We start from the raw sequence: 14,404 nt of genomic DNA, 5'->3' as shown, positions 1-14,404 counted from the left end.
GGCGGTCCCTTTTCGATGTTGGTTGCAGTGATAGTTAGAAGGTGGCCGTCAGCTGGAATTCCGTCTGGCGGGGCGCACCCTGCGAGAAGGTGCCGACGCCGCGGTAGGTCCGGCTTGCTGAGTAAGTTGCGAAATTGTTGGGGCCGGTTATAAATCCAGCTCCACCCGTTCCGCTGTTGAACGCACCGCCTGCGGTGGTGGTGTTCTGCAGGGTACCCGGATTCGTGACGGTGCTGGCGAAATTGCTGAAGTTCGCCACGTTGTAGAACGCAATCTTCGGCGTAAGGCTGAACCCCTCGTGGACCTTGTTGAAGCGGATCGGGTACGAGAAGTTCACGTCGAGAGAACGGAACATTGGGTTGTTTACAGCGCGGGTCGTGGGTAACTGAGCGACCGGCTGAATAACGCCTTTCAGCGCCGTGAGCTGCGAGAGGCTCATGAGATTAGAGTTGATGACAGCCTGTCCTGCGGGTGTCGGCTTGCCGGCGTAGCTGCCGTTGAAGGTAGTGATGTACTGACCAAGGGTGTCTGACTTGATCCGGTGCATGTAATCACCCGGCAGCGTACCGGGAGCGACATCGCCCGTGGTTCCGTCGCCGGTGATATCAGTCGTGAAGATATTGCCGGATGCCAGATTCGAGTCAAGGTACAGCGTCGACGGAAGTGCGGAGAAGAAGTGGCCGATGACGCCGATTTCTGGACCATACTTCGGATTGATGGAGCCGCCGAAAGAAAGCTGGTGCTTCCGGTCGAGGCCGTTGCGCCCGATGTACTGGTTCGGATTATCGGCGTCATAGGCACCGGAGGTGAAGAATTGGTCCGATGACGTCAGGTTGGAGACGATGCGGGATAGGTTGTAAGAGATCTGGAAGTTGCCGTGCTCGATTCCCGGAACGGGATGCGAAGTGGACTGGCGATAGACAACCTGCAGAGCGTCATAGCCAGACCGCCCAGTGGGGCGAATGAAGGAACCGCTGCCCAAGTCGGGGTTGCTGCCAGGAAACGCGGCCGGAGTATTTGCTTTTGCCGCGGCCGTCGCGGTCGCGGCTGCCGGGTCACCTTTGGCGTACTTCCAGTTGTTGTTGGCGTCGTATACCGAAGACGAGTCCAGTCCTACGCTCGCGAAACTCGCGATCGAGCGGCCCTTTCCGATTTCGCACTGGACGACGGCCTGTGACGTAGCAGTTGTTGCTGTTCCGCAGCCATCTGTCGCTGACAAGCGGTTAATCGCTGCGAGTGCATATGCGGCGTTGAAGTTGCGGGCGGCACCTTGGTGATTGAGGTCGATGGTCTGACCGATTCGCCAAGTCATGTTGTGAATGTAGTCGGCGCTAAGAACTCCGCCCTTGAACAGCTCCCGCTGCAGACCAAAGTTCCACTGCTCGGAGAGTGGCTGGCGGTAGACGGGAGCGTACAGTCCGCTTGCGCTCAGAGTATTGCCGAAGTAACTGCCGTTGACCGTGGCCGAGTTCGCCCGCGCATTTGCCTGCAGAGACTTCTCGAGCGCGGCAAACTGCGGCGCGGACTGTGCGATTGTTCTGCCAAGGCAGTTTGTGGTGAAGGAAGTGCCGTCAGGGGTTGTGGAGACGACGCTACCATCCGGAAAGTTGATGCCGGTGAGCGACGTGCAGGGGTTCCGGGAGTAGTAAGACGGGGAAACCTTCAGGAGCGCGCCCTCAGCATTGGAGGAGTTGTTGAATACAACGCTCTCGTAGAAGAGACCGAAACCAGCTCGCAGTACTGTTTTATGGTTGCCAGGGGCATAAACGATGCCGGCCTGCGGTCCGAGGTTCCCGTATGGCTGATTTACATAGCTACCGGTATAGGCAGAATTAAATAGGCTGAATGCATTCGTGGAACCGGATGCGCTTCCGCAAACATAGCTGACCGTGCTGCTCAGGTCAGCACAGGTAGGCAGCTTGACGGAGTTGTTCTGGCGATTTGTATCCGCACTGTAGCGCAGACCCGCTGTAAGCGTCAGGCTGGGCGTGACCTTCCATGCATCAGCGGCATAAAACGAGAAGCGCCAAGAGCCGACGCCGCCACCAGGAAGTCCGAATGCGGGAGAACTGTTGCTGTATCCCTGACCATTGCCGATTGTTGCAGAGCTGGTGTTGTAGCCATTAATGGGGTCGCCCGGGCAGGCTGCTGCACCGGGGACGCCACTGCAACCAAGGCCAAGTGGATTGGTTGCGGTTACAGTGCCGGCAAGCAGGTTACTTGCAGTCGGATTCAGACGAGGACCAATGCCATAGAACGCGGCATATGCACCAGACTGGATACGGTTGAGTGCACCGCCGAAGCGGATGTTGTGCTTACCGACCGTATAGCCGCCGTCATAGCGGAGCTGCTTATCTGACTGGTAGGTCGCCTGCGGTGCGTTAGCGTTCGGTCCAAAGTAGATCTGCCCCGAATAGCTGACTGCGACGGGGCCGTTGGCTGTTACGAGTGGATCGTACCCAGACGTTGCGCTGCCGTCCACGATCAGGTTGTGAAATTTCTCGTATGACCCGCGGAACGAGTGAGTCATCCGCCCTTTTGAGAAGTCTGCGCCGAATGCGCCCCCGAAGGTATTGTCACGATTCGGATAGGCCGCGAAACGGGTGGTGCCACCGGCTGTCAGCGTGGAATCGACGTTATAGTTACCGCGAGCGAAATAATGTCCACCGAACGGTCCCTGATAGTCGAGACGCGCTGTGGAGTATGTCTGCCTGTAGGGTGTCCCTACTGTGGGGTAAAGAGAGGCGAGAGTCTGCGTCTGCCCGACCGGGTTGTTGCCTGCCGTGTTGAAAACGGTACCCAGATTCGAAGGCGAAGCACTGTTCTGCACGATGCGCTCGGCGTTACCGAAGGCAAAAAGCTTGTCCTTGATGATTGGAAAGCCTACGCTGCCGCCGTACTGGTTCCGCTGAAAGTACGGAGCTACGTGAGCACCGGCCGCATTAGCGGTCGAGTTCGGGTTCGCATCCAGTGCGCGCTGATCCTGGAAGATATAGAACGCTTCGCCATGGATGCTGTTGGTGCCGGAACGCGTGGAGACCTGAACAGAACCCTGCGAGGTGACTTCACCGGCTGCGTCCTGCGTGGAGCGGCTTAGCTGGAACTCGTTGATGGCGCCTTGCGAGACGTTGAAGATGGTAGTCCCGACAAACTCGTCGGTGATGTCCTGGCCATCAAGCAGGATGCGCGTGGTACGGCCCGAGGTGCCGTTGACCGAGATGCCCGTATAGCCCGACTTGGTGGGATCGAAGGTATTTCCGTTGGTGAGCTGAACGCCCGGCTCGATCTGCGCGAGGTCGAGGAAGTTACGCCCGTTCACAGGGAGGCTTGCGATCTGCTCCCGAGTGATGACGTCGCTGACACCGGCCTGGTCCGTATTGACCTGGATGTCGCCGGCGGTGACCTCGATGGTCTCAGACGACTGGCCCACGGTGAGTTTGAAGCTGCCGGGCGTCGCTGTGCCAGTGAGAATGCGGGTCTTAACCTCCGTGTTCTGGAAGCCTGCGGCGCTGATCTTGATAGTGTAGGTGCCGGGGTTGAGGGGACCGACAGAGTAGAAGCCACTCTTGTCGGTGGTGATGGTCTTGGTAGATCCCTGGTCCGCGCTCACGATGTTGATGGTCGCGTTGGGAACTGCGGCGCCGGACGGATCGGTAATGGTGCCCTGGATCGCTCCACCGTTTACGGACACGGCCTGTCCGTAGGCCGACACGCTGACGATCGCCAGCGGTGCGGCTAGCAAGAACTTTTTCATCTACTGCCTCCTGAAAATGCGCAAAACCTGGATATCTGCGCTACGAGCTGCTAATCCTGCCTGGACCGACCGAGATCGACACATGGGGAGAAGCTTTTTTACTGGTTTCAGGGAAGCATTACGTAATCCGCTGCGCCTGTCAATTGACGACAGCTCAGCAGACTGCGAAACTTTGGCAAATTGAATTTCCTGTTGCCGACACGACTGTCAGATGTTTTTGGGAAATTCTTTGGCCTGATTTTGAAATGACACAAAAGAACGGGGAGCATTAAGGCTCCCCGTTCTGGGAATGCATTGCGATGTGGGTCTCGCTAGCTCTGTTCTTCGCCCGTGCGGTACACCGATCCCGACGTCGTGACCTGGCTGCGTTTCCTGATCAGTTCGAGCACCTCAGGGTCGTTGGCCTGGGCTCCATGGGGTGCAAATAGAGCGCGACCGCGGTCGCTGGCTTCTTTGCGTGGCTCGCACAGGTAATACACGGCCATGCTGTTGCGGACCTTTTCTTTGGGTGATTCCACCGGGTCCGGCAGTCCATGCCAGGACTTTTGGGACGTGTCGAAGATCACGGCGCGATTAAATAGGTTTGGAATGCGCCGAACCAGTTCGCCAGGGGCCCCGCTGTCATCTTTCCAAAGCCCAAGCGCGCCGTTCCACTCTTCTTTCCAGTCGGGCGTGATGTAGATGATCAGGTTCAGAATGCGTTCTTTGCCCAGCTTCGGATGGATGGAATAGTCCAGGTGCGCGTTCAACTTGCCGCCCTGCGCATGGGCATGCCAGCCGCCGCCGTGCAGGCCGGGGTCGGCCGACAGAGGAAGGTTCGCAAGCTTTGCCATCTCGGCGACAAACTCTTTGGAGTTCAGAAAGCTGAAGGCAGCATAGGTCGTCTTTGGAAAGCGATCCCAGTGGTTGAGCGCCTTCTTGATCTCGATGGGATTGTGATACACCGACCAGGCAGGTCCGTCGAATGCCGGGAATTCCTCGGCAAGTCGCTGCGCTACATCCTCGTGAAAGAAATTGTCGATGATGACGTGACGGAAGGGATTGCCGCGATTGAAGGCTGGCACAAGCGAATCAAAATCAATATCTGAGCGGAGGAACGAGGACGTCATCCACTCCATGATCGGACGAGTCCGGCGTGAAGCCGACTGCTTTTCTGTCTTTTAGCGATTCGGGCGTGTCATTTCGGGAATAGGTGGTGGTGGCAAAGGGGTGCGGCTGAACTCTGCGATTGCTACGAGGACCGCGCGACAGGCAGCCCACTCGCCACGACGAGCTCGGTTCAGGAGCTTGATCCCGAGAAAGAGCGGTAGCGAAAGCGCGAAGAATGGTGAGTGCATCCGCAGGAACCGCATCCCGGAGACGGCGATGGTCTTTTCCATGAAGGGATTTCGCGGACCGTCCGTGCTCGCGCTCTCTTTGTGAAGCACCGCGGTGTCGGCCGCTACGGCGATCTTCCAGGGGGTGCGCTCCATGCGCAGGCATAGGTCCGAGTCGTCGTAATACATGAAGAACCCCTCATACAGCAGCCCGATCTGGCGCAGTACTGCGGTGCGAATCAGGACACTTGCGAAGGTCGTGTAGGAGTGGCGGATCTGCTCGGTCGGCGCGTAGTAATGGATGCTGGTACCAAGCAATGGATTGATGCGGCCACCGCTCCAGGCCTGCACCTTGGTTGGATCGTGATGGTAGTACAGGACACTTCCCACAATGCCGATACCGGGATTTCCGCCTGCCTCGCGCAGCAGCTTGGCGAGCGTGTCCGGTGGGCATTCCGTATCGTTGTTCAGGAGCCAGACGAACTCTGCATCGCGCTCCATGGCGACGCGGATGCCAATGTTGGTGCCTTTGGCGAAGCCGCCGTTTTCCGTATGTTCGATCAGCGTAATTGATACCTGGCAATGCGCCACTTCTGCCAGGAAGGCTTTGATCCGGGCGACGGAGTCATTGCTCGAGCCGTTGTCGACGACGATGACCTCAAGCGGCACCGTTTGTTCTGTAAGCGTGCGGAGGCACGCGATCGTATCGCGCCAGCCGTTCCAGTTCACCACCACGCATGCGACCATCTCCCCATGGTAAGCGCGCCGCTCTTCGGCAGCATACAAAGCGAAGATGCGGCGAATCCAGGCGGTAGAATGGGGCAACGCCATGTCCGCTGCTGACCCTTTCGCGAGTGACCATCGAATCCCAGCGGCAGACGACCGCTTCAGCTTCCTGCACGTGGATCTGAATAGCTTCTTTGCGTCCGTCGAACAGCAGATCCATCCTGAATATCGCAATCGCCCGCTGGCCGTGGTGCCCACCTTTGCGGATACGACCGTGGCTATTGCGGCCAGCTATGAGGCGAAGGCGCTGGGCATCAAGACTGGCACGCGTGTCGGAGACATGAAGAAGATCTGCCCTGACATCATCATGGTCCAGGGCGATCACAGCACCTATGCCGAATACTCGCACCGCATCCACGCCGCGGTGGAGCGGGTTTGTCCGGTGGCCCACATCCCGTCGATTGATGAAGTCACCTGTCAGCTGATGGGGCGCGAACGGGAACCACCGCTCGCACGCCGCATCGCGCTCGACATCAAGCAGGCTATCTATGACGATGTGGGCGATACGCTTCGCTGCTCGATCGGGATGGCTCCAAATCGCTACCTGGCAAAGATCGCCAGCGACATGCAGAAGCCGGATGGCCTGATCGGCCTGTTGCCGTCGCAGTTGCCGCGCGCGCTGACGCACCTGGAACTGCGCGACCTGCCCGGCGTCGGCGCGAAGACCGAGCAGATGCTGATCAGGAAGGGCATCACAACGATGCCGCAGTTGCTGGAGCTGGACCGCGAGGGCATGCACAAGCTGTGGAACTCCGTGTGGGGCGACCGGCTGTATCACTGGCTGCGCGGACACGACACGGGCGATGATGGCGCGCCGCTGCCCAACGAGATGCAGAAGTCTCTGGGCCACTCGCACGTGCTGGGCCCGGATCATCGTTCGCCGGAGGGATCGTGGGCCATTGCTCACAAGCTGTTGCACAAGGCCGCGATGCGACTTCGGATGGAGAAGCTTGCAACGGCGTCCCTGGGACTGACGATCCGTTATCAGCTCAACCGGCAGGAGGCTGAGGGCCGCAGCAAAGTTCGACACCATCAGAGCGGTATCAAGCACGATGCATGGGGCATGGAGGCGCGCTTTCCGACCTGCCAGGACACGCTATCGCTGCTGGAGGCGTTGCAGAAGCTATGGTCGCAGCAACCCAGGGGCCCCGAATTTCAACGCCCGTTCTTTGTTGGTGTCACGCTGGGGAGGCTGATCCCGGAGAGTGAACAGCAGCCAACACTGTTTGCGGATGCGGACAATCGCGGCCAACTGTCTCGCACGCTGGACAAGCTGAACCTGAAGTACGGCCACACCACGCTGCACTTCGCAGGGATGCTGCCCGCGCGCGATTCGGCCCCCACGCGGATTGCCTTTACGCAGATTCCTGTGCAGTATGGCGTGGATTACATGTAGGTGTGTTGCATCTGTTTCCGACGGATTTCTAGTCCAGACCGCAGCGGCAGCTGACGCCGTGACGCGCCGGCATGGTGCCGTCCAGCGCAGGAATGCAGTGGCCGTGCGGGTCGGTATCAGGATGCCCTAGCTTCGCAGCGATGCGCTGTTCGAAGTGCTCCGAGATGAAGTGTTCCAGCTTCTCAGCTTCATCGTGCAGGTCTTCGATGGGATAGCCCAGAATCTCGAACAGAAAGGTTTCGATCAGGCGATGATGCCGCACGATCTCCAGTGCACGGCGCCTGCCGGAGAGGGAGAGGCGGACACCCCGGCCGCGCTCGTACTCGATCATCGGCTTGCGCTCGGCGGCCAGCTTCTGCAGCATGTTGGTTACGGAGGCGGGTGCGACGTGCAGACGTACGGCAAGTTCTGAGCTGCCGATGCGGCGCTGCTCATCTCCGCCCAGGGTGAAAACTGCCTTGAGGTAGTCGTCGATCGACTCGCTCGTCCGTGTCGGCGTTGTTCCGGATTTTGCCTTGACGGCCAACGTGCTCAATTGCTCTCCTCCCTAAGGCTAGCCTAAGCCGACGTCCGGATGTGCACCATATCAATCTGCGCAGCCACCGGGCCGGGCGGCGGAACTGCTTTGAGCAAGCATCTATATCGCAGGCGTGAGCGGAATTGAGGGCTCACACAAGCCCTGGAGTTGAAGAGTATGAGAATTAATCTGCAATTGTGTGTGGCACTCGCTGCCACCTCCCTTCTGGTCACCACTGGTTGCAAGCAGCCAAAGGACACGAGCAGCAACCTGAAGTCGGCGATCAACGGCTATTACGACCAGTGGCCGGAGTGCTTGTGGCCCGATCCCATCCAGATGCCGCAGCAGCATGACAAGGACGATGCGACCAAGGTGATGCCCTTTGACGCGCTGGTCGATCAGGGGCTGCTGTCGCGCACCCCAGTCGAGAAGACAAAGCTGCTGGTGCTGAAAAAAGAGGCCAACAGCTACGACCTCACCGACAAGGGCCGCACCAACTGGACTCCGAATGTGAACCAGCCTGGCTATGGCAATTTCTGCTACGCACACCGCAAGGTGAAGGACATCGTGAGCAACACGCCCGCGGGGACCGAGCCCGGTGCCACCACCACGGTCAACTACACCTACACGCTGGGTGATGTGAAGGACTGGGCGCAGGCAGCAGAGACGCAGAATGCGTTTCCGCAGTTGCGCACCGCGTTAACCGCCACCAACAACGGCAAGGCAACGCTGGTACTGACCAGTGATGGCTGGAAGATGCAGCCCGTGGCCAAGGGCGCGACCGGCGACAGCGGCATCGTGCAGTAGCTCTTCTGCAACGCAAGAGGCGGCGGAGCCATTGGCTCCGCCGCCTTTTTGTCGTCGTTACTGAGGTGACTTGAAGTGGTATTCCTTCGGCGGCGTGGCCCCCATCAGGTTGGTCACAAAATAGTCCCAGCGCCGGCGCGAGATGTAGGGTGTTGCGTCACCGTAACCGTGACGCGAGTTAGGGATCATCAGCAGATCGAAGTCTTTCCCGGCGCGCATCAGCGCATCCACCACCAGCAAGGTGTTTGTTGGCGGGACGTTGTCGTCGGTCGTGCCGTGCGTCAGCATCAGCTTGCCTGTCAGGTGGCTTGCAAGGGACTGGTTGGCCTGATCTTCGTAGGCCTGCCTGGTGGTGGCATCGCTCACGCCAATCCACTTCTCGGCCCAGTCGTCTTCGTAGTTACGATTGTCGTGATTGCCGCTCTCAGACCAGCCCACCTTGAAGAACTCGGGATACCGGAACATCGCGTCCGCCGTGGCATAGCCGCCGCCACTATGGCCCCAGATACCGACATGGCTGAGATCGATCCAGGAGTATTTCGCTGCAAGCTCCTTCATGCCGGCGATCTGATCCGGCAGTGTGTTGTCGCCGAGATTGCCGAAGTACGCATCATGAAACTTCTTCGAGCGGCCCGGTGTTCCCATGCCGTCGATCGACACCACGATGAATCCAAGTTCCGCGAGACCGGCGTTATAGCCGCGCGTGCGTGCAAGACTCGCTTCATCTCCCGGCAATGGAGCAAACGAACGCGAGCCCACCGAGCCGGTCTGCGGTCCGGGATAGATGTAGTTGATGATCGGGTATTTCTTCTTGGGATCGAAGTTCGACGGCTTGAACATGATGCCGTACAGATCGGTCTTGCCGTCACGAGCCTTCACCGTGAAGCTCTCCGGAGCCTTCCATCCCGATGCCTTCAGGCGTGCGATATCGGTCTTCGCGATCTCAGCAATCTGTCGACCCTCGGTATCGCGCAGCACCGTCACCGGCGGCACCTGCGTGGTGCTGAAGGTGTCGACAAAATATTTACCGTCAGCGCTCAGCTTGGGGCTGTGGTTGCTGTTCTCCGGTGTCAGCAGACGAACTGGTCCGCCCTCCAGGTTCGTGCGATACAGCGCGGCGTAGTACGGATCCCAGCCTTTCTCGTGGCCCACGCCCTGCAGCAGGATGTCGCCTGTCACCTCATCGACGCGCATCACCTGCGCGACGTTCCAGTCGCCGGTGGTGACCGGATGCTTGAGTTGACCGGTGCCCGCGTCGTACAGGTAAAGCTGGCCCCAGTCGCTGCGTTCGCTGAACCAGAGAATTTCATTACGCTTGGACAGGTAGCGCCAGTTGACGCGGCCGGCGCCGCTCTCAAAATAAGTCGGCACCTCTTCGTGCAGAACATCGCGAACCTTGCCGGTAGCGACATCGGCCATCCGCAGATCTTCCTTGCGATGGTCGCGTGACGTGGAGACAAACGCCAGGGTCTTCCCATCTGCTGCCCACTGCACATCATCCCAACCGCCGCCCCGGCAGCTGATGTCATCGCAGAGTGTCGAGCGGTGCTCGTCCGCTGGCATCTGCAGTCGTGTCACAACGGCCTTGTCCGTATCGATGATCACGCGCTCGATCATGGTGACATCCTTGTCGCCGGCGAAGGGGTATTTCCAGGCCTGTAGCGAAGGATGGCCGACGTTGGTGGTGACCAGATACATCATCCCGGTCTTGCGCTGGTCCTGCTGGAAGGTGGCCACCATCTTCGAGTCGGGAGACCACACCACGACAGCGCGATCGCTGTGAGTCCAGCCGGCGTTGTCGGTAGCGTAGCCGTAGTTCTCGACGCCGTCTGTCGTCAACTGCTTCTCTTCGCCGGTGCCTGTGTCGACGACCCATAGATTCCAGTTGCGAATGAAGACAGCACGTTTGCCATCCGGGGATACCACTGCCTTGTCATGGCCGGGCCCCAGCGGCGATTGTGTTGCACGGCTATCCACGGCTGCAGAGTTCCCGCCCGTCAGCGGCGTTGTTCCATTCGAGCCCTGCTGGCGGGCTAGCGGAATCGGCTGCTTGGCGCAGGCATAGGCCGTCAGGTCGCAACGATAGCGTTCCGCGCTGACGGTTACGACGGCAGTTTTGTCCCCGTCCGCAAACTCCATCTCGGTGATGGGCAGATGAACCGGCGAGGCATTGCGGATTCCCGCAGCATTCAGCGCCGATGCCATGCGGGCATGGTCGAACGCCTGCGTAGACTTGCCCTGCGCGGCGTCCACAAGCATGAAGGTGCTGTTGCTGCCGACCATGTCGCGGTACCAGAAGCGATCGGGACCGGTAGTGCCGGGGCTGGTCTTCAGCCAATTCACTGACGCCACCGCGTGGTCGATCAATTCGGCCGTGGTGCCGGAGAGACGGCTCTCGGCGCGCGCGTAGTCCGCCGTCGTCACTACCTTTTGTTGTGCAACGAGCAGCGTCCCGAAAAGAAACATCGGAACGGCGGACACATGGGAAAGTCTCATGCTGGCGAGTGTACCAAGCGATCAGCGGCTTACTGGCGAAGCTTCCAAAGCACCTGGCGTAACATGCCCAGCCACACTTCCACGTCATCGCCCTGCAGAGCCAGTCTTCGGACAAGGCGACGCAAAGCGTCTTCGCCCATGTTGCCGGGGAAGCGCCGGTCGTACTCGCTGGTAACCAGCACCTCGCGCAAAAGCGTCTCATAACGCGCCAGTTCCGCAGCGGTTGCGGGCCGTGCTTCTTCCGGCAGTGTGCGCGGAGCGGCGCCATCGCGCGCCAGTTCATACAGGCAGACGGCGACGGCCTGGCCCAGGTTCATGGAGACGCCGCCGCGGTGCATCGGGATGGTGAGCAGGCGGTGGCAGTGGCTCATCTCCTCGGCGGACAGGCCGGTCTTCTCCGATCCGAAGAGGATGGCAACGGTGCCGCCAGCCATTCTCGCCGCCTGTGCGTGTGGTCCGGCGTCGCGAAGCAGTTCAACGGGATGCTGCAGGCGGCGATCGCCCAGGGCTGTTGTGCCGAAGACCAGTGTGCAGTCCGCGATGGCGTCGGCCACACTGCCAAACTGCCGCGCCGCGGCCAGCACGGGGGCAGCATCGATTGCGGACCGCGCCTCGGCGAACGGTACGTCATAGTCGTTCACCACGCGCAGATCGTCAAAGCCGAAGTTACTCATCGCGCGAGCGGCTGCGCCGATGTTGAGCGGATTGCGCGCACGCACCAGAACGATTGCAACGCGGCCTTGCGGGTCTACATTGATGCCTTCACGATTCATGCCTTCACGATTCTATGGGGCGTTGGAAGGGCGCAGAATCCGGAGTTCCAAACAAACCGCGTCGCGCGCTTCGCATCCTTACTTCTGGATTCGCTCGAATTGAACCGGTATGGTGCATCGCGATGAAAATCACACAGCACAGCAACAATCTCCGCCAGATCACCTTCCTTGGTTTTTCCAACTGTTACCTGCTGCGCGAGGCTGATGGATTCACGGTGATCGATACGTCCGTAGGTGGTTGCGCGAAGCAGATCGCAGCGGCCGCGCGGGAGTTCGGCGGCGAAATCCGGCGCATTCTGCTGACGCACGCACACGGAGATCACATCGGTTCGCTGGACGCCTTGCATGATTTGCTGGGCGGGGTGGATGTTGCGATCAGCGAACGGGAAGCGCCTTTGTTGCATAAGGACATGACGCTCCGGGCGGACGAACCGAAGGGCAAACTGAAGGGCAGTTATCCCGGCGCGAAGTCGAGGCCCACACACACGCTGACCGATGGCGAACTCTACGGATCGCTGCGCTGCATCAGTACGCCGGGCCATACACCGGGGCACATGAGTTTTCTGGATGAGCGAGACGGCACGCTCTTCGCGGGCGACGCCCTGACCTCCATTGGGGGCCTGCATCCGGTTACGAATCCGCCCTGGTACTTCCCGCTGCCGAAGATGGCAACGTGGGATTTCCAGTTAGCGGATGCGTCGGCACGTCGCTTATTGGAATGTCGGATGGTCTGTATTGCGACCGGACATGGACGTCTTGTGACGAACGGTAGGGTGGAGTTGGAACGTGCGTTGGAGAACACTTAGGGCTTGCCAATCGGGGTCGCCTGGTGTCGCAGCAGTTGCCAACGGCCATCCCGATGGACATACACATTTGTGAAGCGCAGATCGTACGAACCGCTATGTCCCGCGTAGATGCCTTCGAGATGTTCCGCGCCCGTGACCATCGCCGCGTCTCCCATACGTACGACCTTCATGGCTGTATCGGTGATGACTGCCGGCTTCAGGATTTTGCTGCGGAACATGTCGATGTCCTGCTCGCGGGTAGCCTCCTGGCCATTCATGTTTCCGACGCTGAACTCAGCGGTATAAAAGCGTTCCAGGAATGGGACGTCCTGCTTTTTGCGGGCCTCTGCCCAATCGTTCTGGAGTTTCTGAAAGGTCGCATCATCTGCAGAGGTTGTTTGTGCAGGCGCGTATACCCCAGCTGAACCTGCTAGGAGCAGACCGACCGATACGATTCTTCGCATTCCTGACCTCCGCTTTCCGCTCCCATCTTGCCACGCGAAGACGGTGCTGCTTCGTGAAATCATGAGGCAATGTGCATGCGCAACGTTGCCGCCGTCACTTTCCTGCTCCTGTCGAACGCCTTCGCGTTCGCCCAGCCACACCGGGGGCCTGAGCCGACGGGGCCGACGGCAGTCTTCGACACGACCATGGGTCGCATTAGCTGCCGCCTGTACGCGAAGCAGGCGCCGAAGACGGTTGCTAACTTCATTGCACTGGCGCAGGGTACGAAGGACTGGCACGACCACCTGAACCTGTCCGTCGTGCACAACACGCCGTTCTATGACGGCACGGCCATCGCGGGCATTGCAGACGGTATTCGCGGCGGCGACCGCTATGGCGGCGGAGAGGGCGCGGCGAACGATCCCATCGAGGAGGAGAAGATTCCCGGTGTTACCTTCGACCGGCCTGGGCGTCTTGCGATGGCGACGCGGCTGGGCGAGGTGAGCAGTTCGTTCTACCTGATCACGCTGCACGCGGATGATGAGTTCGACAAGGGCCATCGCGGAGCGATCTTCGGGCAGTGCGATGACGCGGGTGTGGCGGTCGCAGCGCAGATCTCGCACGCCATGATGATCGTGGGCAATCGCACGGATAAGGCGATCGCCATCAACAAATTGACCATCGTGCAGCCGGGCCAGCCGATGCCGCCCGTTGCGCCGGATGTCGATCCGAAGAAGATCGTGCCGCAGCCCGTGCCGCCCGCACTCGAGACGCTGCCATCCCCCGATCCGAAGGGGCCGACCGCGGTGATCGACACCACAATGGGAACGCTCACTTGCAAGCTGTTTACCGAACAGGCGCCGATCGCCACGGCAACATTCATGGAATTAGCGGAGGGCAAGCGGCCGTGGACCAACCCCACCACGCACATCACGACCACAAAGCCGTTTTATAACGGTCTGCACTTCAACCGTGTGATCCCCGACTTCATGGTGCAGCAGCAGGACTATCCCGGTGGTGCGGAGGATGCAGGGTTTGCTTACGGCATTGAGCCGGTGCCGGGGCTGACCTTTGACCGGCCCGGACGGCTGGCGATGGCGAATGATGGGCCGGAGAAGAATGACTCATCGTTCTTTGTGATGGACGCGCCGGCGCACACGCTGGATAACAAGTTCACCGTCTTTGGGCAGTGCGATGATGCGACGGTGGAGTTGGTGCATCGCATGGCGAGGGTGCCGCGGACGGGGCATAACCGGCCGATTACGCCGGTGATGATCAAGAGCGTGACGATTCAGCGGTAGAGTGCGACCTGGCTCTTGTCGTAAAGATT

11 protein-coding genes are annotated in these 14,404 nt (G+C 59.8%); 4 read left to right on the top strand and 7 right to left on the bottom strand.

Translation table 11 applies throughout. From position 1 onward, the window contains the following. Positions 1-34: 34 nt before the first annotated feature. The 3 genes from BLW03_RS09840 to BLW03_RS09830 all read right to left on the bottom strand — a co-directional run bounded on the left by BLW03_RS09840 (position 35) and on the right by BLW03_RS09830 (position 5,901). Positions 35-3,754 (bottom strand): TonB-dependent receptor, encoded by a 3,720-nt coding sequence (locus BLW03_RS09840; protein ID WP_074653714.1) that lies wholly within the window; start codon positions 3,752-3,754, stop codon positions 35-37. A 311-nt stretch (positions 3,755-4,065) separates the two neighbouring features. Continuing rightward, the gene (locus tag BLW03_RS09835; protein WP_074655911.1) at positions 4,066-4,863 is read right to left on the bottom strand and encodes a 2OG-Fe(II) oxygenase; all 798 of its coding nucleotides are present in this window, start codon (positions 4,861-4,863) and stop codon (positions 4,066-4,068) included. Between the two features lie 51 nt (positions 4,864-4,914). Beyond that, the gene (locus BLW03_RS09830) at positions 4,915-5,901 is read right to left on the bottom strand and encodes a glycosyltransferase family 2 protein (protein WP_074653713.1); all 987 of its coding nucleotides are present in this window, start codon (positions 5,899-5,901) and stop codon (positions 4,915-4,917) included. Between BLW03_RS09830 and BLW03_RS09825 the strand changes: the two genes are divergently transcribed. After that, complete coding sequence (locus tag BLW03_RS09825; protein ID WP_074653711.1) at positions 5,900-7,252, top strand: DNA polymerase Y family protein; 1,353 nt, start codon at positions 5,900-5,902, stop codon at positions 7,250-7,252. The genes BLW03_RS09830 and BLW03_RS09825 overlap by 2 nt on opposite strands. 28 nt (positions 7,253-7,280) lie before the next feature. Here BLW03_RS09825 and BLW03_RS09820 read toward each other — a convergent pair whose 3' ends face one another. Next, entirely contained in the window at positions 7,281-7,787 is a 507-nt protein-coding gene (locus BLW03_RS09820; RefSeq protein ID WP_074653709.1) for a metal-dependent transcriptional regulator, read from the bottom strand. Positions 7,788-7,946: 159 nt separating this feature from the next. Between BLW03_RS09820 and BLW03_RS09815 the strand changes: the two genes are divergently transcribed. Further along, a complete protein-coding gene (locus BLW03_RS09815; RefSeq protein WP_074653708.1) occupies positions 7,947-8,576 on the top strand; it encodes a hypothetical protein in 630 nt (209 codons plus the stop codon). Between the two features lie 57 nt (positions 8,577-8,633). Here BLW03_RS09815 and BLW03_RS09810 read toward each other — a convergent pair whose 3' ends face one another. Next, complete coding sequence (locus tag BLW03_RS09810) at positions 8,634-11,072, bottom strand: S9 family peptidase (protein ID WP_074653707.1); 2,439 nt, start codon at positions 11,070-11,072, stop codon at positions 8,634-8,636. Between the two features lie 29 nt (positions 11,073-11,101). Further along, positions 11,102-11,845, bottom strand: a complete 744-nt coding sequence (locus BLW03_RS09805) for an RNA methyltransferase (RefSeq protein ID WP_074653705.1) — start codon at positions 11,843-11,845, stop codon at positions 11,102-11,104. A 122-nt stretch (positions 11,846-11,967) separates the two neighbouring features. On the opposite strand from BLW03_RS09805, the gene BLW03_RS09800 reads away from it, so the two are divergent. After that, on the top strand, positions 11,968-12,651 hold the full coding sequence (locus BLW03_RS09800; protein WP_074653704.1) for an MBL fold metallo-hydrolase: 684 nt from the start codon (positions 11,968-11,970) through the stop codon (positions 12,649-12,651). On the opposite strand, the gene BLW03_RS09795 is transcribed toward BLW03_RS09800, so the two are convergent. Next, positions 12,648-13,094 carry a nuclear transport factor 2 family protein gene (locus tag BLW03_RS09795; protein ID WP_074653702.1) on the bottom strand — a complete coding sequence of 149 codons (447 nt, stop codon included), beginning with the start codon at positions 13,092-13,094 and terminating at the stop codon, positions 12,648-12,650. The genes BLW03_RS09800 and BLW03_RS09795 overlap by 4 nt on opposite strands. Before the next feature lie 75 nt (positions 13,095-13,169). Here BLW03_RS09795 and BLW03_RS20170 point away from each other — a divergent pair, with 75 nt between their 5' ends. Then, complete coding sequence (locus tag BLW03_RS20170) at positions 13,170-14,375, top strand: peptidylprolyl isomerase (RefSeq protein ID WP_170835011.1); 1,206 nt, start codon at positions 13,170-13,172, stop codon at positions 14,373-14,375. Positions 14,376-14,404: the final 29 nt, after the last annotated feature.

Source organism: Terriglobus roseus (assembly GCF_900105625.1).
GTDB classification, from domain to species: Bacteria; Acidobacteriota; Terriglobia; order Terriglobales; family Acidobacteriaceae; genus Terriglobus; species Terriglobus roseus_B.
This window is presented reverse-complemented; position numbering and strand designations above follow the sequence as displayed.